The organism is Sporosarcina sp. P3 (assembly GCF_002743415.1).
GTDB classification, from domain to species: domain Bacteria; phylum Bacillota; class Bacilli; order Bacillales_A; family Planococcaceae; genus Sporosarcina; species Sporosarcina ureae_A.
Genome location: NZ_PDZE01000007.1, coordinates 182,048 through 202,272, shown reverse-complemented (window position 1 = coordinate 202,272; position 20,225 = coordinate 182,048). Strand labels below are relative to the sequence as shown.

Genomic DNA, 20,225 nt, shown 5'->3' with positions numbered 1-20,225 from the left:
GCTTTACTCAAAGAGTCTAGTAACGATGGCGAAGAGGTCACACCCGTTCCCATACCGAACACGGAAGTTAAGCTCTTCAGCGCCGATGGTAGTTGGGGGTTTCCCCCTGTGAGAGTAGGACGTTGCTAGGCACGCGAAGCCATTCCCTATGGGGAGTGGCTTTTTTGTGTTTTGTATTTGCATTTAATAATAGAAGGAATTGATTGGAACATGATGTGTTCATACTTTACTCGCTCATAGAGTTGGGTTATTCGCTCTATTGTGCTACTTAACCGCTCAATATTTCAGGGGGAGTGCTCTTCGTCATTCCACAAAATCGCTCAATGAATCACGGCAAGCGCTCAATCGCACGGCTTAACCGCTCAATGAATTACAGTAACCGTTCAATCCCCTCGTATATCCGCTCAAAGTGTCACAGTAGCCGCTCAATAAGTCATGGCAATCGCTCTATGCCCCTACGTATCCGCTCAAAAAGTCATAACAACCCGTACTACGGCCCACTACTCTACCTAAAAAGAACACTAAACTTTTATATAAAAGTTTATTTACCCTAATAGTCTATAGTTTGTTGGGGTATATTGGTAGTATGACACGTACGATAGCAGAGGAGGGGATTCTATGATCATGATGATAATTAAACGCTTCTTTAAAGAACGCTTTTTTGACCAAGCAGCGCAGAATGCTTATTACTTGTTACTTTCCATATTGCCTTTTTTACTAGTAGTATTGTCGATTGTGCAATTTCTTCCTTTGGAAGAGGCTAGTATTTTAGCGTTACTGCGGCCATTCGTGCCGGATGAATCTTTTCAGCTAATTGAGCAAAGTGTTCAGTCCGTACTCTATAAAAGTCACGGCAAGTTGCTTGCGCTCAGTGTGCTAGCTGCATTGTGGACGACATCCGTTGCGGTACAATCATTTGCACGGTCATTGGACATGGCAAATCGAAAGCTTCACCAGCAAGCTCTATGGATTAGTATAATCCGTAATCTTGGTGTAACCATTCTTTTCATGCTGATCGTTCCGATGTCATTATTTTTACCGTTGATTGAAAAGCTTATACATACTGTCATTGCATATTATGATGTGCTAGATGCATGGGAAGGCTGGTTGTATATATGGCCTAATATAAAGTGGGGTCTTGGCACGTTCTTTCTATTTTTGTTCTTTCTGTTATTTTATCAACTTATGCCAACAGGAAAGATGAAGTGGAAAGAAGCGTTACCGGGTGCCTTGCTTTCAGCATTTGGTTGGCAGTTCGTTTCATTACTATTCGGAGAGTATGTATCACGGGTGGATTATTCTAGGCTATATGGACAATTGGCAGGGATTATCATGCTTGTGTTATGGTTTTATCTAACGGCAGTGATTATTATTCTTTCGGGGTTATTGAATGCAGAGTGGAAAAAGAGGAGGCGGTCTAAATGAAAATCTTAGTAGTGGATGATGATATACATATTTTAGAGTTGGTTAGTATTCATTTGCGACAGGCGGGGTATACCGTTGTGAAAGCGATGAATGGATTAGAGGCGCTTGAGGTAGTCGAAAAAGAATGGCCAGACTTAGCGGTCGTGGATGTGATGATGCCAGGCATGGACGGTTATATGCTGACGAAAAAGCTTCGGGAAGATACGGAAATTCCGGTGTTGTTGTTGACGGCTAAAGGTGAGATGGAAGATAAGGAGCGCGGTTTTTTGGCTGGATCGGATGATTATTTGGTGAAGCCGTTTGAACCGAAAGAGTTATTGTTCCGGATACATGCAATTTTGCGGCGTTATGATAAAGCGGTGGACCGGATGATTCAAGTCGGTCCGATAGTGATTAATAGACAGAGTTATGAAGTATTGTTTGGTAAGAAGTCATTACTGCTGCCATTAAAGGAGTTTGAATTGTTGTCAGTGTTAGCTTCTCGTCATAATCAAGTGTTTACGCGAGAAGTGTTAGTGGAGCGTGTATGGGGTTTTGATTATGAAGGGGATGAACAGACGTTGAGTGTACATATCAAACGTTTACGCGACAAACTTGGAAAGCTTACGAATCAAGTGAAAATTGTAACGATACGTGGTGTTGGTTACAAGCTTGAGGTTTTGGAATGAAGTCGCTGTACGGAAAGTTTCTCGTCTTAACAGTTGGAATTATGCTAGCGAGTGCGATAGTAGCGTTTCTTTCCGTCAATACATATTATCATCGATACTTGAAAGAAGAGAACGATGCAAAGAATGTTCAAGTTGCTGAGCAAATAGCGTTGTTCATTGAAGCGAATAAGGGGATGGATTTGCCTGCATATTTCGACATGCTTGCTAGTACGGGGTATAAGTTACTCGTCAAATCACCTTCAGGGGCTTCAGCTATTTATGGGGAAGCATTTCGCGAAGATAACCTCGAGGACGAAGCAGTTCAGAAGGTCTATAGTGGGAAGGTTTATCACGGTATGCGAGATCTAAAGGCAGAGACGTTCGTGACGGGTTATTTCTCTAATGAGTCAGCTAATACTGTAGGCGTACCGTTTATGTATGGTGGTCAGACATATGCGCTGTTTTTGCGACCAGATATTAAAATGCTATTCACGGAAATTCATTATTTGCTTGGTGGCATGGTAATTGTCATGGCGATTATCAGTATTTTTGCGATGCTCGTCGTTGCGCACAAACTGATTGCACCGATTGTTGTGTTGACAAGAGCGACAAAGAAGGTAGGCGAAGAGCAGTTTACGAGTGAGTTGTCGATTGATCGACGTGATGAGATTGGGCAACTTGCAAAGAGCTTTCAACAGATGGTTGATCGGTTGAGTGAGAACGACCAGATTCGAAAGGCATTTGTCAGTGATGTGTCGCATGATTTCCAGTCACCTTTATTGAATATTAAAGGTTATGCAGACTTATTATCAGATGAAGAGCTACCCGCTAATGAACGGATACGTTATGCAGGAATCATTCAATCGGAAACAGAACGACTTTCGACATTGACGCAGCAATTGTTATTGCTGACGTCACTCGATCAATTAATCTCTCCATTGCAGAAGAAAATATTCCGTATTGACCAGCAAGTAAAGGAAACAGTACGGAAATTTCAATGGTTATTGCAAGAAAAGGAGATGTCCGTTATGCTCGAAATTGATGACGTCACGTATGAAGGGGATCCTGCTTTTCTGGAGAAAGTATGGGAGAATTTATTATCAAATGCATTAAAGTATTCACCAGATGGAGAAACGATAGATATTCGGTTGACCGAGTACGAAAATGAAATCTGTTTCTCAATTGAAGATACAGGAATCGGTCTTTCACCTGATACTAAGAATCGAATATTTGACCGTTTTTATCGTGCAGATCACTCAAGAACACGTGAAGTAGAAGGGACAGGTCTTGGATTATCTATTGTTGAGCAAGTTGTACGGCTTCATGATGGTCGTATAGATGTAATCAGTGAGTTAGGTAGGGGTACGACATTCACCGTGTATTTACCTAAATTGTAACAGGCAGTTCATCTTCCGTTCATCTTGGGGTGTTATGATTAATGTAATAGAAAGTCGACAGGAGGAAATATCATATGCAAGAAAAATGGAGTTTACGATTGATTCGCGTTGCGGCAATTTTTGGTCTAATTGGGACAGTACTTGGTTCCCACATGGCCGGTGCAGGTTCCTATGCGTTCCGTCCAATTCATGCGCATATCTTACTAGTAGGTTGGTTGTCAGTATTTTCATGGGGTGTGTTCTACAAGATTTATCGAGTTCGTGCTAGAAAGCTATTAACATTGCAAGGCTGGACAGGGATTATCGGTGCGATAGGTTTAACGGCGGGTATGTGGTTACAGTTCATGCAACCCTTCAATGTCAACGAAGTATTCGCACTTATATTTTATATCGTAGGTGGTACGGTGCTATTAGTAAGTTTTGCTTTATTCGTAGTCGTAACATTTATGATTGAAAAAACACCTACTGCACGTCAATAAATAGTTGTCCAAGAATCCGGATCATACCAGGTTCTTGGGCTTTTTATTGTCGAATTATAGAGGAAAGTTTTTACTGATAATCAGTAGTTTCAACAAATATTTCACAACCCATATGGCATACTAGAGCAACCTAACAGATGAAGGAGCGAATGACTATGACTGCTCGCAATCGGTTTCACCTCATTATGATTTGTTTTACTGTCTTGATTGCTGGGACGTTGTTGATTAAACAAACGGCGAGTTCGGAACAACAAAAGATTGAAACGATAGGAATAGATTACGCCCAGATGAATCAATCCGTGGAAAAAGTGCTGAAAGATATGCCTGAAATTAAAGAAGAGCTGAAATCTATCCAAACGGGAATACATAGTAATCAGCTAGATCAATCATTTTCCATAAATAAGACAGAATTTCGTTTGCGTGTGAAAAATAATTTGACAGAGGAAGAGCACTCATCCCCATTCCTTAGAGGAATAGCGGAGAAGCAAACCGATCATTATCAGGATGCTTTAGACATTGCAGAGGAAGCTTATGGGATTACGGTAACGGAAGATGAAATAGATGCATATATTAAAGAGAACGTCTCGACGATTTGGGATGCAGAAAAACGAAAATATGCGAAATCGCTACAATTAACGCTAAATGAATTGGACTATCAATTTGATCGAGATATTTATGTGATGAATGTTCTGTGGGAAAGAGTACTGCCAATTGTAATGCAAGAGTTTCCGAGGCAGCGCGGTGAAAGTGGACAAGCGTATGGAAAGCGATTGAAAGAAGAATTTTTCAATAGTACAGAGGATTCTGCATAGAAGATTAGTAGTTACATCGGTTATAGGAGTAATTTGAGATGGATTTTTGGTATCTGTCCATCTCTATTTCGAATGAAGATGGTTAGGTATTGCTATATTATTTCTCGGGAAATATGTACGTTATTCAAATACTGTATCTCTCTACCCTTAGCGTTATGTGTGAAAAGGACGAATAAATCTTACTTTTACCGGTCTCCATTTTATAAAGTATTATTGCGTTATACGCTGAGTTGTCGCCTGAATGAAATTCATAGATATAACAGCGAAAATTCGTGCTATATGCTATATTAGAGACTACTTTCTAATGAAATGGAGCGGGGAAAATGATAGAACTTCAAGAGATGTTGCTTGGTATGAAATTCGGTAATATCCTTGCACTGCTCTTATCTATCGTCACAATCCTTAATATTCTACTATTAGCATGGGTTTTATTTATCGAAAGAAGGGATGTAGGAAATACGTGGGCATGGATTATGGTCCTAGTATTCCTTCCTATTTTCGGCTTCTTTATTTACCTGTTCTTTGGACGAAGTTTAAAACAAAAAAATTTCTATAACCTTTCCGTTGCAGAAAGAAAAGCTGAAAAAACGGAAGTGGACAAACAACTGCGACCAGAAAACTTGGCCAGACTAGAAAGCAATCCGTTATTAAAAGAACATACCGAATTAATCCACATGAATCTGAAATCTTCTCATGCACTGCTCTCCAAGGATAATCATATTGAAATCTTTGATGACGGACATAAAAAGTTTGCTACATTGTTTGAAGATATTAGCTCTGCAACGAAAGAGATCAATATTCAGTATTACATTATTCAGTCCGATTCCCTCGGCATTAGATTGCGTGATCTGTTGATTCAAAAAGCGAAAGAGGGAGTAAAAGTACGGCTCTTGTATGATGAGGTAGGCTCGAAGAAAACACCGCCCAGGTTCTATAATGAATTACGTGCAGTGGGTGGAGGAGTGGAAGTATTTTTTCCATCCATGTTCCGACTAATAAATTTCCGTGTAAATAATCGAAATCACCGAAAGCTGTGTATCATCGATGGTGAAATTGCGTATATTGGCGGTTTCAATGTCGGAGACGAGTATCTAGGGCTTGATAAGAAGTTTGGCTATTGGCGCGATACCCACCTCAGAATTAGGGGTGGTGCGGTCAATCATATTCAAGGGAAATTCATTCTAGATTGGCATCAAGCGAGTAAAAAAGAGCTGGGAGATTTGAGAGAATACTTGTTCCAGACTGAAAAACAGAACGGCACAAGCCCAGTGCAGATCGTTTCAAGTGGGCCGAATTCCGAGACGGAACACTTAAAGAATATGTACATCAAATTATTACTATCTGCTAAAAAAACTGTCTATATACAGACACCGTACTTTATTCCTGATACAAGTTTTATGGATGCCTGCAAGATTGCATTGTTATCAGGGATTGATGTGCAGATTATGATTCCATGTAAGCCAGATCATCCTTTTGTCTACTGGGCGACTTGGTCGTATGTCGGTGATTTGCTGGATTACGGTGCGAAAATATTGTTATATGAGAACGGCTTTTTGCACGCGAAGACGATTGTAGTGGATGAGGAAGTGTCGGTAGTAGGGACTATGAATATCGATTCACGGAGCTTCCGATTAAATTTTGAAGTGACTGCGATTGTCTATGATGAGAAGGTAGCAAAACAACTGACAGACTTATTTAGTCAAGACACGAAACTTAGTTCTGAGCTAACGAAAGAACGTTATGAAGAGCAATCATTACTGATTAAGTTTAAGCAATCAATTTCTCGGTTATTGTCACCAGTACTGTAAAGGGGTAAAGAATATACTATACTAGTTTACATAATAACAAGATTATATAAAAAAAGAAGCAGCCTTGTGCTGCTTCTTTTTGTATCAGTAATTCATTTACATAAAGACTAAGTTTAGTTTACCGTCTTTTAGCTCCAAAGAAGCATCAAACTTTTTCCCATCGGCTGAAGTGAAGCCTTTAATGACATTCGTTTGCCCTTTAGTACAGAGTAATTTTACTTGGGGCACCGTTAGTTTCTTTTTCAAGAAGAGCCCTGGGAACGTTTGCTTACAACCATTTTTATAGTTACTACAGCCATAGAATTTTGGATGTTCAATAATGTTTCCTTTACCGCATCGTGGACAGGGGGCTACTTCAGTTCGTGTATAGGAACCTTTGCCCGATGAGGGACGTGGAGGTAGCACGATATCGATCGTCTGTTTTTCGAGCTGAACAGGTACATCTTCAATCAGTTTTTGGATAAACTTCGATACGCTACCTAAAAAGTGCTGGCCTGTACCTTCACCATTTCCTATTTTCTTTAAATACGTTTCCCACTTCGCTGTCATAGAAGGACTGGCAAGAAGGCTACCTTCAATGGTCTGGCATAGTACACGTCCTTTATCGGTAATAGAAACAATGTTTTTGGATACAGAAATATAGCCGTGCTTTTTAATCGTCTCGATAATCCCACTTCGTGTAGCTTCGGTTCCAAGACCTTCTATTTCTTTTAAGATATTCGTCTCACTTTGATCTTCCACCAATTTCCCACATGTTTTCATCATCGCAATCAGCTGGCCTTCAGTGTAAGGTTTGGGTGGCTGAGTTGCACCTTCTTTTATGCTGATTTCACTTTGTACGGCCTCTTCGGGCTCAAGTGGAGGTAAGGCGGGTTCTTCGGAATCCTTTGTTCTCTTTGGTGCAACGAAAAGCTCTTTCCAACCTTTATCACGTTCAGTCTTACCTGTCGTAAAGAACGGCAATCCGTTGACGTCAGTAGTGACCTTTGTTTCGGTATACAAATAATCACGGTGGAACATAGCTAGCGTCGTTCGAATGACTTCTTCATACAGATTACGTTCGAGAGGTGACAACTTTGTCAGTGCTGCGGTTGTAGGTAGTTTTTTCGTTGGAATGATTGCGTAGTGCTCTTGAACTTTTGAGCTGTCTACATAGCGTTTTTTCGGTGTACGTGATGCCACCTCAAATGGCTGGTCAATCAACTTCTGATAGTCTTCTATTGCCGCTTCCAAATATGTGAATTCGCTCGGTGTAATATGCCTTGTATCTGTTCTTGGATACGAGACGAGCTTTTTTTCATATAGAGTTTGCATCGTTTTTAATACAGTCGCAGGACTCGCTTTCCACCGTCTATTGGCAGTCGCCTGTAAGGTAGAAAGGGAGTGCAATTGTGGCGGTGGTGTTCGTTTATCTGTGTTCGTTAACTCGGTAATGACGCCAGGAGTCCGCTTGGTGATATTACGACTGTTTAAGGCTTCTGCAATTAATTCACGCTTCGGTTCTTTTAATTTAGCTTTTCCTTTATATATTCCTTCTTCTGCAGTAAATATAGCTTCAGCTTCAAAAAATGGTTCTGACACGAATGTCTCAATCTCACGCTGGCGTTGATAGATTAAATAAACGGTGGGTGATTGAACACGACCGATAGGGAACACTTCCTGAACTCCTTTGGCTTTCAACAGCAATGTATAGAGCCTAGAACCATTCATGCCTACGAGCCAGTCGCTGATTTGCCGTGCTTTTGCTTCTTCATAGAGTTGTAGATCTTGTCGATTATCCCGTAGATTCTCAAAGCCTTTACGTACTTCATCCGATTCTAGCGAGTTAATCCATAGTCGCTCAATCTTCTGATTGCGAGCCCCGGTCATGTAGTAGATGGAGTAAAAGATATTGGATCCTTCACGATCCACGTCACATGCATTAATGACATGATCTGTTGCACGAATGAGCTTCTTAACGACCTGAAATTGCTTATACTTTCCCGGGGCAACTTGAAACTCGTATCGCTCCGGCAAAATAGGCAGGTTGCCAAGCGACCAGCGCTTCCATGCAGGGTTGTATGTATGTGGTTCTTTTAACTCTACTAGATGACCGACGCCCCACGTAATGAAGGCACCTTGTGGAAATGTTTGGCATGGTTGTATTTCTGTATAGCCGTCATGTTTGCGAGTAGTGAATGCATCCGCGTAGGCTTTGGCCTGGGATGGTTTTTCTGCTAGGATGACTGGTTTCATAATAACACCTCTTTCAATGATCAGATGGAAATGTTAGTTCTTATATTATCGCATAAGAAGTGAACAAAGACACTCAGATTTAATTGGAATTCTTAAACTGTAAAGGTTTAGTGTTCACCTTGAAAGTGCTGAAGAGAATGCTGTTTTCAATAGAAAACTTATGTGTAATGTATTGTTAATTAATGATTTAATTAAGAATAGAAATAAGTTTGAGGAAACTGTTGGGAGTAATAAAAAATGTCAGCGTTGAATATCCGGTAGTTTCTATGGAAGTATTAGAATACCGGTAATTAGAAGAGTTATATTAAAATAAAAATGAATTATAGTTGTAAAATTTGAAAAATAAAATATTGACATGGATGCAATCGTCAGTTACAATTTTCGTATTAGTAAGTGAATTCCGCAAATGAAAAAGATGAGGTGAATACATTGAATTCAAAAGCGTTGTCCTTAATTTTGTTAGTAGCAACTGGTTCGATAGGTGTCATATATTATCTTTCAACTAATAGTCTTAGAAGATTGACAGGTTCAAGCTCTAATGAAATAGGAGCAGATTACTTTCCAAGACTATTGGCAATAATTCTTGTTGCTTTAACAGTCTTAAGCATAATACAAACACTTTTAGAAAAAGAAAGTGAGAAGATAGATTTAGGAAACTGGAAAATGGTTGTAGCCACTTTAATTCTTACACCTATATACATTTCTTTATGGGTGTTTGTCGGTTACTTCTATATTATAACATTTGTATTTTTATTCGGTCTGATATATATATATCAAGCAGATAGAAAGTCAAAGAGAATGTTGATTATAAATACTATTACTACATCTTCTGTTCTTGTCATGATATATGTGTTTTTCGGTTTACTTTTAGACGTAACATTTTAGGGAGGGGGGGATATTTTGAGTTTTTTAGACTTTGATTTCACAACTTTGTTAACGCTTTCAAATTTAATAGCAATATTTGTTGGAACTATCGTAGGATTAATTATTGGAGCATTACCAGGGCTAGGTGCAACAATGGCAGTAATTTTTTTACTACCATTTACTTATACAATGGAACCAGTAGCTGCCGTTTTGTTATTGCTAGCAGCTTTCCAAGCAGCTGAATATGGTGGGTCTATATCTGCAATTACATTAGGTATACCGGGAACTCCGGCAGCAGTAGCAACTGCTCAAGATGGTATACCTTTAGCAAGAAATGAATCTCCAGGTAAAGCTTTGGGAATCTCACTAAATGCAAGTGTAATCGGAGGAATTGTAGGCGCGCTGTGTTTAATATTTTTTACAGAACCATTTGCAAATTTTGCGTTAAGACTATCAGATCCGGAATTTTTCTTGTTAGGCTTGATGGGATTGATTGCAGTAGCGTCAATCAGTACGAAAGGTGAAATGACAAAAAGTCTCATCTCGGTTGTTCTTGGATTAATGGTAGGCACAATCGGTATGGACATGTTTACCGGTCAACCTCGTTTTATTATGGGGCAATTGGAACTAATGGAAGGTTTAGGAATTGTCGCTTTGCTAATTGGAATATTTGCGATTCCTGAAATTTTGAGAGTGGTAAAGGACGATTTACACACTCAATTTGCATCTCAAGCGAGTAATCTCTCGACAAAGTTAACAGGGAAAGATATGAAGACGATTGCTAAACCAGCTGGAATAGGTTCAACAATCGGGACAATTTCAGGTTTATTACCGGGATTAGGAACTGTAGCGGCTGCATGGTTCTCATATATTGCCGCTAAAAAGTTATCCAAAAGTCCTGAAACGTTTGGAAAGGGAAACCCGGAAGGTATTGCTGCACCTGAATCGGCAAATAACGCGTCAGTTGGCGGAGCGCTTATCCCTTTATTTGCACTAGGGATTCCAGGTTCAGTAGGAATAGCAGTAGTTATGAGTGCATTTATCGTCCACGGTATCCAACCAGGTCCACGCATCTTTACAAAAGATCCTACATTAACATATGGCATACTATATGGTTTCTTACTAACAACACTTGCATTATACATAATTGGAAGACTTCTTACTCCTTTATTTGCAAGAGTGTTAGTAGTACCAAATTCATTTCTTATGCCGATTGTTTATGTAATTGCTATAATTGGTGGGTTTTCAGCGACTAGCAGATATTTTGATATATGGTTATCGCTAATTCTAGGGCTTATTTCACTTCTTTTTGTTCTATCCCGCTTCTCAATTGCTGCATTTGTTATGGCTTTTGTATTGAGTCCGGTCATTGAAGTTGGATTAAGGCGATCTTTATTAATTTCGGGAGGTAGCTACTCTATTTTCTTTACAAGACCTATTTCATTAATATTATTAATCATCATTATTTTAATGTTAATGACACCGGTGTTTCGAAAGCTTGGTGAACGACGAAAACGAAATAAATTAGACAGTAATTAAAAAGAGCATTAAAAGATTAGAAAACAAAACTACTAAATAATAAGGGGGATACATCATTGAAAAAACTCACAGGAATTATTTTGTCAGCAATATTGGTGTTAATAGTCGCGGGGTGCTCAGGTAAAGCTGAATCCAATTCAAAAGATGCAGGCTCAGGAGAGGGAAGTTTTCCGGAAAAATCAATAACAGTGCTAGTTCCTTATGCTCCAGGATCGTTTCCCGATAATAGTGCGCGTAAACTAACGCAACTAGCTGAAAGTAACTTGCCGAATGGTCAGTCCTTTAATATTGAAAACGTTGAAGGCGGAGGCGGAATTATCGCTATGACTCAATTAATGAATGCTAAGCCAGACGGTTATACGATAGCTTATGGTTCAGTATCTCATGTTAGTGTGCTACCACATATGGGAGATGCATCATTTACTCATGATAGTTTTCAACCGATCATGAAAGATTTCGCACCCATCCCTTTACTGATGGTACGGACTGATGCTCCATATGATAACTTCGATGAATGGAAAGAATATGTAGAAGCTAATCCCGGAAAATTCTCCTATGCAACGACTGGACCAGGTAGTATTTCCAACTTGAACATGGTTGCTGTAGCAAAAGAACTTAATCTTGATGTTAAAAACATCACATATGAAGGTGGTTCACAAGGGATTACAGCGTTATTAGGTAAGAATATCGATGGCGCAGTTGTTATGCCAAGCGATGCATTAGAACATATTGAGGCTGGAACGTTAAAACCTATATTTGAATTTGGCCCAGATACAGAATATGAAGATGCGAAATCGCTCGGAGACTTAGATCTGCCAGAAGGTGTACAGGCCTTCAGTATGTTGTTTGCGCCGAAGGAAATTCCAGAAACAGAGCTAGAAGTATTACATGATGCTTTTAAGAAAGCACACGAAAGTGATGAATACAAAGAATACACAGAAAATATAAATGCGAAACAGTTTTATTTAAATCCTGAAGACTCGCAAAAAAATGTTACAGAAACGCATGAGTTAGTTGGTAAACTCTTAAAGGAACTCGGGGTCATTGAATAAATAGACCGAAATATAGTTGTAACTATTTAAGTAGATGTTGGGAGGAATTTAATTCTTACCGGCATCTACTTAAATTTTATGTCGTTGTAACTTAAATGAAACGCATTATTGTACTCAATTTGGATCAGATAAGGAGGAGTCCAGTCATGGCGAAATATATGAAGTTCGAAGAAGACGCACGAAAACTTATGTTACAAGGAGTTGAAAAAGTAGCGAATGTAGTAAAAGTAACACTTGGCCCCAAAGGTAGAAATGTCGTTCTACAACAAGAAGTAGGCCCACCTTTAATCGTAAATGATGGAGCAACCATTACTAAGGAGCTGAAATTCGAAAATCCTTTTGAAAATATAGGTGCACAGTTACTGATCCAAGTGGCGTCACAAACGAATGTCGTCGCGGGTGATGGAACAACGACATCTACTGTATTGGCTGAGGCAATGATCAAAGAAGGATTGAAAAATATTATTGCAGGGGCCAATCCTGTATATGTCCGAAGGGGAATTGAAAAAGCATTGACTGTTGCGACTACAGAGTTACAAAAGCTATCAAAAGAAGTGGGGGGTAAGGACTCGATAGCCCAGATTGCCACGGTATCTTCGGGTGACAGTAAGATTGGCGATATTATTGCCAAAGCGATGGAACATGTGGGTAAGGACGGAGTTATTACTCTCGAAAAGTCAAGAGGATTTACTATTGATCTTAAAGTGACGGATGGAACACAGTTAAATCAAGGTTATAGTTCTGCACGTATGGTAACTGACGAGAGAAAAATGGAAGCAGTTTTAAAAGATCCATATATCCTAATTACTGACTACAGTATTAACAAGATACAAGACGTATTACCAGTGATTGAATTTACTATTGAAAAAAACAGGCCGCTTTTAATTATTGCTGAAAACATTTCAGAAGAAGCTATTGGAAGTATTATCTTTAATAGAATTAAAGGAATTTTCGACGTTACAACAATTAAAGCTCCAGGCTTTGGCCAGAGACAAAAAGCTATGTTAGAAGATTTAGCTATCTTAACTGGAGGTCAGGTTATTACGAAAGATTTAGGGCTAGATATACAATCAATGACTATGGAGGATCTAGGCTATGCAGAGAAAGTCGTAGTTTCAAAGAGTAATACAATAATTATTGGCAGTGGCGGCAAACAAAGTGACATTGAATCACATGTGAATTCTATTTATGAACTACACAATAACTCATCTATGAATCCTGAAGATCAAAAGTTCTTAAGAGAACGTTTAGGCAAATTGGCTAACGGCATTGCAACTATTCAAGTCGGGGCATATACAGACGCAGCACTACAGGATCAAATGCTTCGTATTCGTGATGCATTAAGTTCTACTCACGCTGCCGTAGAAGAAGGAATTGTACCTGGCGGTGGCGTCGCATATTTAAATATTTACAAAAAAGTAATTAAGCTCTTAGACACAACAACTGAAGATGAGCACGTCGGAGTGAAGCTTTTTTTACGAGCGCTAGAAGAACCAGTCCGCCAAATCGCTTTAAATGCAGGTTATCTAAATTCGTCAGTACTTGTAGAACGTTTGAAAACGGAAAGTGATGGGGTTGGATTTGATGCACTTAGTGGCGAATGGGTAGATATGTGGGAACAAGGAATTGTTGATCCTACTAAGGTGACACGTACTGCACTTCAAAATGCTGCATCTGTTGCAGCGATGTTTATTACAACGGAGGCTAGTATTGTAATTAAGCCGGGTGATGAGGATATGTACTCTGATGACATGAGTGATATGGTTCATCATCATCATTAAAATCTATATATTTCTTAAAGACTAATCGAAAATTAACTAATTTGCTATCTTATCAGACTATTTAGGTTTTTGTATTGACTAAACAATAGAATAAGTTTACAATTTAATTAACACAAAAGATATTTATTTCCGTATAGGGAATTGTTATGAAAGCGTAACCATTAAATGAAGAAGAATTTTGCAAACGGTTTATTATAATCAATTCCAATATAGAAAGGGAGATCAACATGATTAAAGTTGAAAATGAAGTCAAGTTAACAATTGCCGAGGATGAAACAAATCCATTTTTACTTGAACACTTCGAATCCGTTGGGAAAGAGTACACTGCGACAACTGAAAGCTTAGAAGTAATTGGAGAGATTCCGAAAGACTTAAATGGGATTTACGTTCGTAACGGACATAACCAAGTACATGCGCCGATGGGTATTTATCATCCCTTCGATGGAGATGGCATGATTCACGCAGTACATTTTGAAGATGGAAAAGCTACTTATCGTAACCGCTTCGTTCGTACCACTGGATTTTTAGCGGAGGAAGCTGCTCAGAAGTCACTTTGGTCTGGTATTTTAGAACCCCATTTAACTACACGTCAAGGTTGGGGAAGCATGGGGACAATGAAAGATAATGCGGGTACAGACGTTATTGCGCATGGCGGTAAATTATTAGCGTCGATGTCACAGTGTAGTGAAATCAATCGTATGGATCCAGTCACGTTAGAAATGCTTGAACCAGATGCATGGAATAACACGGTTGCACCACAAGGTATTTGTTCACACTTTAAAGTAGATAACGATACTGGAGAATTAATGTTCTTTAACTTCAGCGAAACATATCCCTATATGAATTATGGCGTTGTAGGACCTGATAGTGAATTGAAGCATTATGTTCCAATCGATTTACCAGGTATACGTTGGCCGCATGATCTTGGAGTCACAAAAAATTATTCGATTCTTCATGACTTACCATTTATATTTGATCCGAAGTTATTGGAAAAAGGAGAACGTAAAGTAACATTCTTCGATGATATGCCTGCTAGATTTGGTATTATCCCACGTCATGGAACAAACGAAGACATTAAATGGTTTGAAGCAAAATCTTGTTTCATTTTACATTTATCGAACTGTTACGAAGATGGCGATAACGTTATAATGGAAGGTTGCGTAACATTTAATCCAGGAAAACCTGAAGTAGGTAAACAGGGCAACAATGCAACGGATAAAATTAAACAAGCTATGAATAAGACAGCCACAGAATACAGAATGTATCGTTGGACATTCAATTTAAAGACAGGGAAAACGAAAGAAGAGTTCCTAGACGAGGAAGCAACGGAATTCCCTGTGGTTAGTAATGATTATGTCGGTAAAAAGTATCGTTATAGTTATAATTCAACGTTGAACTCAGATATAAATAAACCTTGGTATCTAACTGGGCTTATAAAATATGACTTACAAGAGGGTACAAGTCAAAAGTATGAATATGGTGAAGATCGTTTAGGAAGTGAACCACATATCGCACGACGTACAAATGCAGTGGAAGAAGACGATGGCTACTTAATCACACTAGTAACAGATTTGAAGAAAAATCAATCTGAATGTCTAATTCTTAATGCAAGCGATTTAACACAAGGACCAGTAGCGAGAATTATTTTACCGCACAGAATTCCAACTGGTGCACATGGAGCTTGGGTCGAAGAGGCGCGAATTAAAGGGGAATTAGTTATATAAAAACAGCAACCCTCACTTTTTTATAAAAGTGGGGGTCAACTATAAATTAGCATGATGAAATTAGTTTTAATAGAGAAGGGGTAAGAAGATGCCTGAATATGCGGAAAATCTAGTTTTAATTCCTGGTTTAAATAACACAAAACAAACGTGGGATGGGGTATTGGAGGCACTACCAAAGTCAATTAATGCTTTCCCGGTAGACGTCCCTGCCATCCCTAACATAGATGAAATAGCTAAAGAATTGTTGCAAGACTTACCAGAAAGATTTCACTTAATCGGTCATTCATTTGGCGGTTTTGTGGCTTTATCCATTCTTGCCAACGCTCCAGAAAGAGTATCAGCACTTTCGTTAGTGGGGACCAATGCACAAGCAGATAGTGAAGCGGGAAAAGAGCTTAGAAAAAAAGCGATTGCAAGAGTGGAAGCCGGTGAATATGAAGAAATGGTAAATGCTTCAGCCCATCGTACATTCCACCCCGATAATTTAGATAATACTAAACTACAAGAAATCCGTGAACAAATGCTAAAAGATTATGGTCCGGAGCGCTATATTGCACATGCAAAAGCAATAATGGAAAAACCAGATCGAAGTTCTTTGCTGGCTAATACAGATATTCCATACTTATTCATAGCAAGTAAGGATGATGTAGTCGTTCCGTTAGAAAGTACAAAAGCCATGTTGAAGGATGCTCCTAACGCGGAGTTTAAAACAATTGAAGGAACAGGACACTTAGCACCACTTGAACAACCAGAAGCCCTTGCAGAATTGCTGTTACCTTGGTTAGAGAAATAGACAGTGTATATTTTATAAAGAAATATGAGGATTAGCGCGTAATAATATGTCAGTAATTTAATTAGTTATATGATTTCATTGGAGACTAATTCCATGATTTGCTTATTGCAAACTATCCAACCCATATAAAAGAGATGAGTCATTCATTGTTAAAATACTAAATCATCATAGTAGGAAATGATGACTCTAACCAAGAAAGTTTTACATCGCTTGTTTGTACGTAGTAAGAAAGTAAATGAATATAATTATTTAGGAGTTGTCTATAATGGAAAAACTAATTATTACCGTTGCACCTACAGGAACTGGCACGACAAGAGAAGACACACCGTATCTTCCCCTTACACCAAAAGAAATCGCAGATGAGGTACATCTAGCTTATGAAGCAGGCGCGGCAATTGCGCACATGCATGTCCGTGATGAAGAAGGTAAACCCTCGATGGACAAGGAAATCTATCGCGACTTAGTAGAACGTGTGAAAGAAAAATGTGGTAATGAACTTATTATTAGTTTAACTTCTGCAGGTAAGCATGGAATTTCAGATGAAGAGCGTTTAGAGTTTTGTGATCTCTCACCTGATTTTGGTTCATTAGATGCAGGTTCACTTAACTTGAAGAATTTCGTGTTTATGAACTCTCCTCAATTTTTAGAAAAGCTTGCTAAAAAGATGCAAGAAAATAATGTGAAGCCAGAAATTGAAGTATTTCACCCTGGAATGATTCCTAATGCTCAAAAATTAATTGATGCAGGTTTAATTACGGGTTCATTACATTACTCAATCGTATTAGGCGCTGATGGTGGAATGCCTGCAACACCTAAAAGTTTACTTTACTTTTTAGATTCACTACCTGAAGGTGCAAGTTGGGGAGTGGTTGCTTTTAAAAATCAATTAGCTATGAATACGCTAGCAATAAGCCTTGGAGGGCATGTCCGTGTAGGTATGGAAGATTATGCTTATATTAGACCGGGCGTATTAGCGAAGACAAATGCTGAGTTTGTTGAACAAATCAAAAAAATTGCTCATGAATTTGGACGAGAAATTGCTACACCTGCAGAGGCAAGAGAAATGTTACTGGGAAGCAATAACTAAAGAGACATTCGAATAGAGTAAGAATTCATAATAGGAGTGACACAATGTATATAAATGGAAAATGGTTGAGAACAGAGTCTGAATTAGAAATAAAAAATCCTGCAACAGGTGAAGTGGTTGATACTGTTTACTTAGTAGGTGAAGAAGAAACTAAACAGGCTATTGACGCAGCCACAGATGCTTTTCCTTTATGGTCAGGACTGACGTCAGAAGATCGTAGCAAGCATATCCATAACGTTGTTGCAAAGTTGGAAGAAAAGAAAGAACATCTTGCTCAAGTAATTACGAAAGAAATGGGTAAATCCATTCACAATGCGAGATATGAAGTGGGCAGTACAATATCATTCTTCAAATGGTATGCAGAAGAAGCTCGTCGTGTCTACGGCGAAGTCATGCCTATATCTGCAAAAAATAAACGTGCTCATGTTATTAAACAACCGGTGGGTGTAGTTGCAGCCATTACTCCTTGGAACTTCCCTTTATCTATGGGTGCAAGAAAGCTGGGTCCAGCGCTAGCAGTTGGTTGTACAGTAGTATTAAAACCATCTTCCGAGGCACCGCTATCATCACTTGAGTTATTTAAAATATTTGATGAGGCAGGATTACCAAAAGGTGTCGTTAACTTAGTGATTGGAAAGTCGGAAGAAATTGCTAAAGTAATTATGGAAAGTAAAGATGTGCGGAAATTAACATTCACAGGATCAACTAATGTCGGAAAACAACTAATCCGTCAATCGGCTGATACTGTGAAACAAGTATCCATGGAATTAGGTGGCCATGCACCCTTCATAGTTTTTGACGATGCAGATCTTGACTTAGCCGTTCAAGGTGTCATGGGAAGTAAGTTTGCTTCTAGCGGTCAACAATGTGTATGTACAAACCGTGTATATGTTCAAGAGGGAGTATATGAAGAGTTCTCAGAGAAATTCAAAACCGCTGTCAGTAATATGAAAGTCGGCAACGGATTAGATGAGGCAAATCAAATGGGCTCACTTGTTAATGAAAAGGCAGTACATAGTGTACATAGTCAAGTAGTTGACGCAGTGGAAAAAGGAGCAAAAGTACTTGTTGGCGGTAAAAGACTCGAAGAAGATGAATATTCAAATGGATATTTTTATGCACCCACAGTTTTAGGAAATGTAACTGAGGATATGGATATTACTAAAATAGAAACATTTGGGCCTGTAGCTCCATTAATTTCATTTACTTCAGAAGCAGAAGCTATTCAAAAAGCAAATGATATTGAATATGGCTTAGCATCTTATTTTTATACAAATGACTTGTCACGTACACACCGTGTTTCCGAGAAACTAGAGTATGGCATGGTCGGAGTGAATGATCCAGCACCATTCTCCATGCAAGCGCCATTTGGTGGGATAAAGGAAAGTGGACTAGGACGCGAAAGTGGTAAGTATGGATTAGAAGATTATTTAACAACCAAAGCCGTATCTGTCATGTTTAATACAGAAGAGCAGTAATTACTTATTGGAAGGTTGGATTTATCAATGTTTGATGTTCATTCGCATTTTATTCCGGAAAAGGTCCTTCAATGGGTAGAGCTAAATCAAGACAAAGTGAATGCGCGTTGGGTTAGCAAGGGAGAAAATCAACCTGACTTGATGATTATTAATGATAAGTGGGCATTTACTTTATCAGAAGCCTTTATTAATGAAGATTTACATCGTTCTGAGCAAATAAAGGCTGGTATTCAACATACACTCGTGTCACCATTGCCACAACTGTTCTTATATGACTTTCCACCAGAAATCACAGCAGAACTATCATCTCTATATAACAGAGAAATTATGCATTTAGTAGAACGAAATAAAGATGTATATTCTGGATTGGCAACTATTCCACTTAATGATCCCGAACTTGCTGCAAAAGAATTAAAATGTGCAATGGAAGCGGGTTTAAAGGGAGCAATCATCGGTACAGGAGTATCGGAATTACTATTAACTGATAGCTCGTTTTTGCCGGTATGGGAAGAAGCGGATCGTTTAGGTGCTATTCTCTTTATTCATCCATTGCTCAGTGAAGATCGTCGTCTTGAAAAAAGAAGGATGTCTACGCTAAGTGGTGTACTTTGGGAAACGACAGTCTGTAGTACGGATATTTTACTAAGTGGTTACTTAGACAGATTTAGAAATGTGAAAATTATTTTAGCGCATGGCGGTGGCTTCTTGCCTTACCAGATAGGACGTTTGAACAGAGGGTATGAACAATGGGATGACGTTTCTCAGGTTTTGAAAGCACCACCAATTGATTATCTAAAACGATTTTGGTTTGATTCAGTTTTATGGAATAAGGAAGCACATGATTATCTACTATCTATCGTGGGTGTAGATCGGGTATTACCGGGATCTGACTTTCCTTTTGAAATTAGTGAGTTTCCGCCAAATCACTCAGATCAAACAGCATGGAAAAAACTGTTTTTGTAAGATTCTAAGTGAATGAATATTCTTGTTGTCATAAAAACCACAGAGTGCTAGACGAAAATGAGGATTTAATGTGTTATTACTATTAAATCCTCATTTTAATTACTTCTTATTTAATTCAATACAGCCTGTCTATCTTATAAT

16 protein-coding genes and 1 rRNA gene are annotated in these 20,225 nt (G+C 38.8%); 16 read left to right on the top strand and 1 reads right to left on the bottom strand.

The window, feature by feature from the left end:
* Positions 1-15: 15 nt before the first annotated feature.
* From rrf to cls, 7 genes are all read left to right on the top strand, one after another.
* Positions 16-131, top strand: a 5S ribosomal RNA gene (rrf, locus tag CSV61_RS10960).
* Positions 132-618: 487 nt separating this feature from the next.
* A complete protein-coding gene (locus CSV61_RS10955) occupies positions 619-1,425 on the top strand; it encodes a YihY/virulence factor BrkB family protein (RefSeq protein ID WP_083034547.1) in 807 nt (268 codons plus the stop codon).
* The gene (locus tag CSV61_RS10950) at positions 1,422-2,093 is read left to right on the top strand and encodes a response regulator transcription factor (protein ID WP_099639238.1); all 672 of its coding nucleotides are present in this window, start codon (positions 1,422-1,424) and stop codon (positions 2,091-2,093) included. Before CSV61_RS10955 ends, CSV61_RS10950 begins: the two co-directional genes overlap by 4 nt.
* On the top strand, positions 2,090-3,469 hold the full coding sequence (locus tag CSV61_RS10945; RefSeq protein ID WP_099639237.1) for a sensor histidine kinase: 1,380 nt from the start codon (positions 2,090-2,092) through the stop codon (positions 3,467-3,469). The genes CSV61_RS10950 and CSV61_RS10945 overlap by 4 nt, the downstream gene beginning before the upstream one ends.
* Before the next feature lie 74 nt (positions 3,470-3,543).
* Positions 3,544-3,948, top strand: a complete 405-nt coding sequence (locus CSV61_RS10940; RefSeq protein ID WP_083034550.1) for a hypothetical protein — start codon at positions 3,544-3,546, stop codon at positions 3,946-3,948.
* A 155-nt stretch (positions 3,949-4,103) separates the two neighbouring features.
* The gene (locus CSV61_RS10935; protein ID WP_099639236.1) at positions 4,104-4,760 is read left to right on the top strand and encodes a hypothetical protein; all 657 of its coding nucleotides are present in this window, start codon (positions 4,104-4,106) and stop codon (positions 4,758-4,760) included.
* 353 nt (positions 4,761-5,113) lie between these two features.
* Entirely contained in the window at positions 5,114-6,568 is a 1,455-nt protein-coding gene (cls, locus tag CSV61_RS10930) for a cardiolipin synthase (RefSeq protein ID WP_099639251.1), read from the top strand.
* 96 nt (positions 6,569-6,664) lie between these two features.
* Here cls and CSV61_RS10925 read toward each other — a convergent pair whose 3' ends face one another.
* Positions 6,665-8,803, bottom strand: a complete 2,139-nt coding sequence (locus CSV61_RS10925) for a type IA DNA topoisomerase (protein WP_099639235.1) — start codon at positions 8,801-8,803, stop codon at positions 6,665-6,667.
* A gap of 429 nt (positions 8,804-9,232) precedes the next feature.
* On the opposite strand from CSV61_RS10925, the gene CSV61_RS10920 reads away from it, so the two are divergent.
* From CSV61_RS10920 to CSV61_RS10880, 9 genes are all read left to right on the top strand, one after another.
* On the top strand, positions 9,233-9,688 hold the full coding sequence (locus CSV61_RS10920) for a tripartite tricarboxylate transporter TctB family protein (RefSeq protein WP_158233841.1): 456 nt from the start codon (positions 9,233-9,235) through the stop codon (positions 9,686-9,688).
* A gap of 15 nt (positions 9,689-9,703) precedes the next feature.
* A complete protein-coding gene (locus CSV61_RS10915) occupies positions 9,704-11,206 on the top strand; it encodes a tripartite tricarboxylate transporter permease (RefSeq protein WP_158233840.1) in 1,503 nt (500 codons plus the stop codon).
* Positions 11,207-11,262: 56 nt separating this feature from the next.
* Entirely contained in the window at positions 11,263-12,258 is a 996-nt protein-coding gene (locus tag CSV61_RS10910; protein WP_099639233.1) for a Bug family tripartite tricarboxylate transporter substrate binding protein, read from the top strand.
* Positions 12,259-12,404: 146 nt separating this feature from the next.
* The gene (gene groL / locus CSV61_RS10905; protein ID WP_099639232.1) at positions 12,405-14,039 is read left to right on the top strand and encodes a chaperonin GroEL; all 1,635 of its coding nucleotides are present in this window, start codon (positions 12,405-12,407) and stop codon (positions 14,037-14,039) included.
* A 227-nt stretch (positions 14,040-14,266) separates the two neighbouring features.
* Positions 14,267-15,763, top strand: coding sequence for a carotenoid oxygenase family protein (locus CSV61_RS10900; RefSeq protein ID WP_083034562.1), 1,497 nt, complete (start codon positions 14,267-14,269; stop codon positions 15,761-15,763).
* Between the two features lie 88 nt (positions 15,764-15,851).
* Complete coding sequence (locus CSV61_RS10895; RefSeq protein WP_099639231.1) at positions 15,852-16,556, top strand: alpha/beta fold hydrolase; 705 nt, start codon at positions 15,852-15,854, stop codon at positions 16,554-16,556.
* 265 nt (positions 16,557-16,821) lie between these two features.
* Positions 16,822-17,643: a beta-keto acid cleavage family enzyme gene (locus CSV61_RS10890; RefSeq protein ID WP_099639230.1), complete on the top strand. Its 822-nt coding sequence runs from the start codon at positions 16,822-16,824 to the stop codon at positions 17,641-17,643.
* A 44-nt stretch (positions 17,644-17,687) separates the two neighbouring features.
* Complete coding sequence (locus CSV61_RS10885; protein WP_099639229.1) at positions 17,688-19,121, top strand: NAD-dependent succinate-semialdehyde dehydrogenase; 1,434 nt, start codon at positions 17,688-17,690, stop codon at positions 19,119-19,121.
* 27 nt (positions 19,122-19,148) lie between these two features.
* Positions 19,149-20,084, top strand: a complete 936-nt coding sequence (locus CSV61_RS10880; protein ID WP_099639228.1) for an amidohydrolase family protein — start codon at positions 19,149-19,151, stop codon at positions 20,082-20,084.
* Positions 20,085-20,225: the final 141 nt, after the last annotated feature.

Coding starts and splice junctions, on each gene's coding strand:
- CSV61_RS10950 (WP_099639238.1), top strand. CDS start 1,422: ATGAAAATCTTAGTAGTGGATGATGATATACATATTTTAGAGTTGGTT.
- CSV61_RS10940 (WP_083034550.1), top strand. CDS start 3,544: ATGCAAGAAAAATGGAGTTTACGATTGATTCGCGTTGCGGCAATTTTT.
- CSV61_RS10955 (WP_083034547.1), top strand. CDS start 619: ATGATCATGATGATAATTAAACGCTTCTTTAAAGAACGCTTTTTTGAC.
- CSV61_RS10895 (WP_099639231.1), top strand. CDS start 15,852: ATGCCTGAATATGCGGAAAATCTAGTTTTAATTCCTGGTTTAAATAAC.
- CSV61_RS10880 (WP_099639228.1), top strand. CDS start 19,149: ATGTTTGATGTTCATTCGCATTTTATTCCGGAAAAGGTCCTTCAATGG.
- groL (WP_099639232.1), top strand. CDS start 12,405: ATGGCGAAATATATGAAGTTCGAAGAAGACGCACGAAAACTTATGTTA.
- CSV61_RS10925 (WP_099639235.1), bottom strand. CDS start 8,803: ATGAAACCAGTCATCCTAGCAGAAAAACCATCCCAGGCCAAAGCCTAC.
- CSV61_RS10900 (WP_083034562.1), top strand. CDS start 14,267: ATGATTAAAGTTGAAAATGAAGTCAAGTTAACAATTGCCGAGGATGAA.
- CSV61_RS10935 (WP_099639236.1), top strand. CDS start 4,104: ATGACTGCTCGCAATCGGTTTCACCTCATTATGATTTGTTTTACTGTC.
- cls (WP_099639251.1), top strand. CDS start 5,114: ATGAAATTCGGTAATATCCTTGCACTGCTCTTATCTATCGTCACAATC.
- CSV61_RS10945 (WP_099639237.1), top strand. CDS start 2,090: ATGAAGTCGCTGTACGGAAAGTTTCTCGTCTTAACAGTTGGAATTATG.
- CSV61_RS10890 (WP_099639230.1), top strand. CDS start 16,822: ATGGAAAAACTAATTATTACCGTTGCACCTACAGGAACTGGCACGACA.
- CSV61_RS10885 (WP_099639229.1), top strand. CDS start 17,688: ATGTATATAAATGGAAAATGGTTGAGAACAGAGTCTGAATTAGAAATA.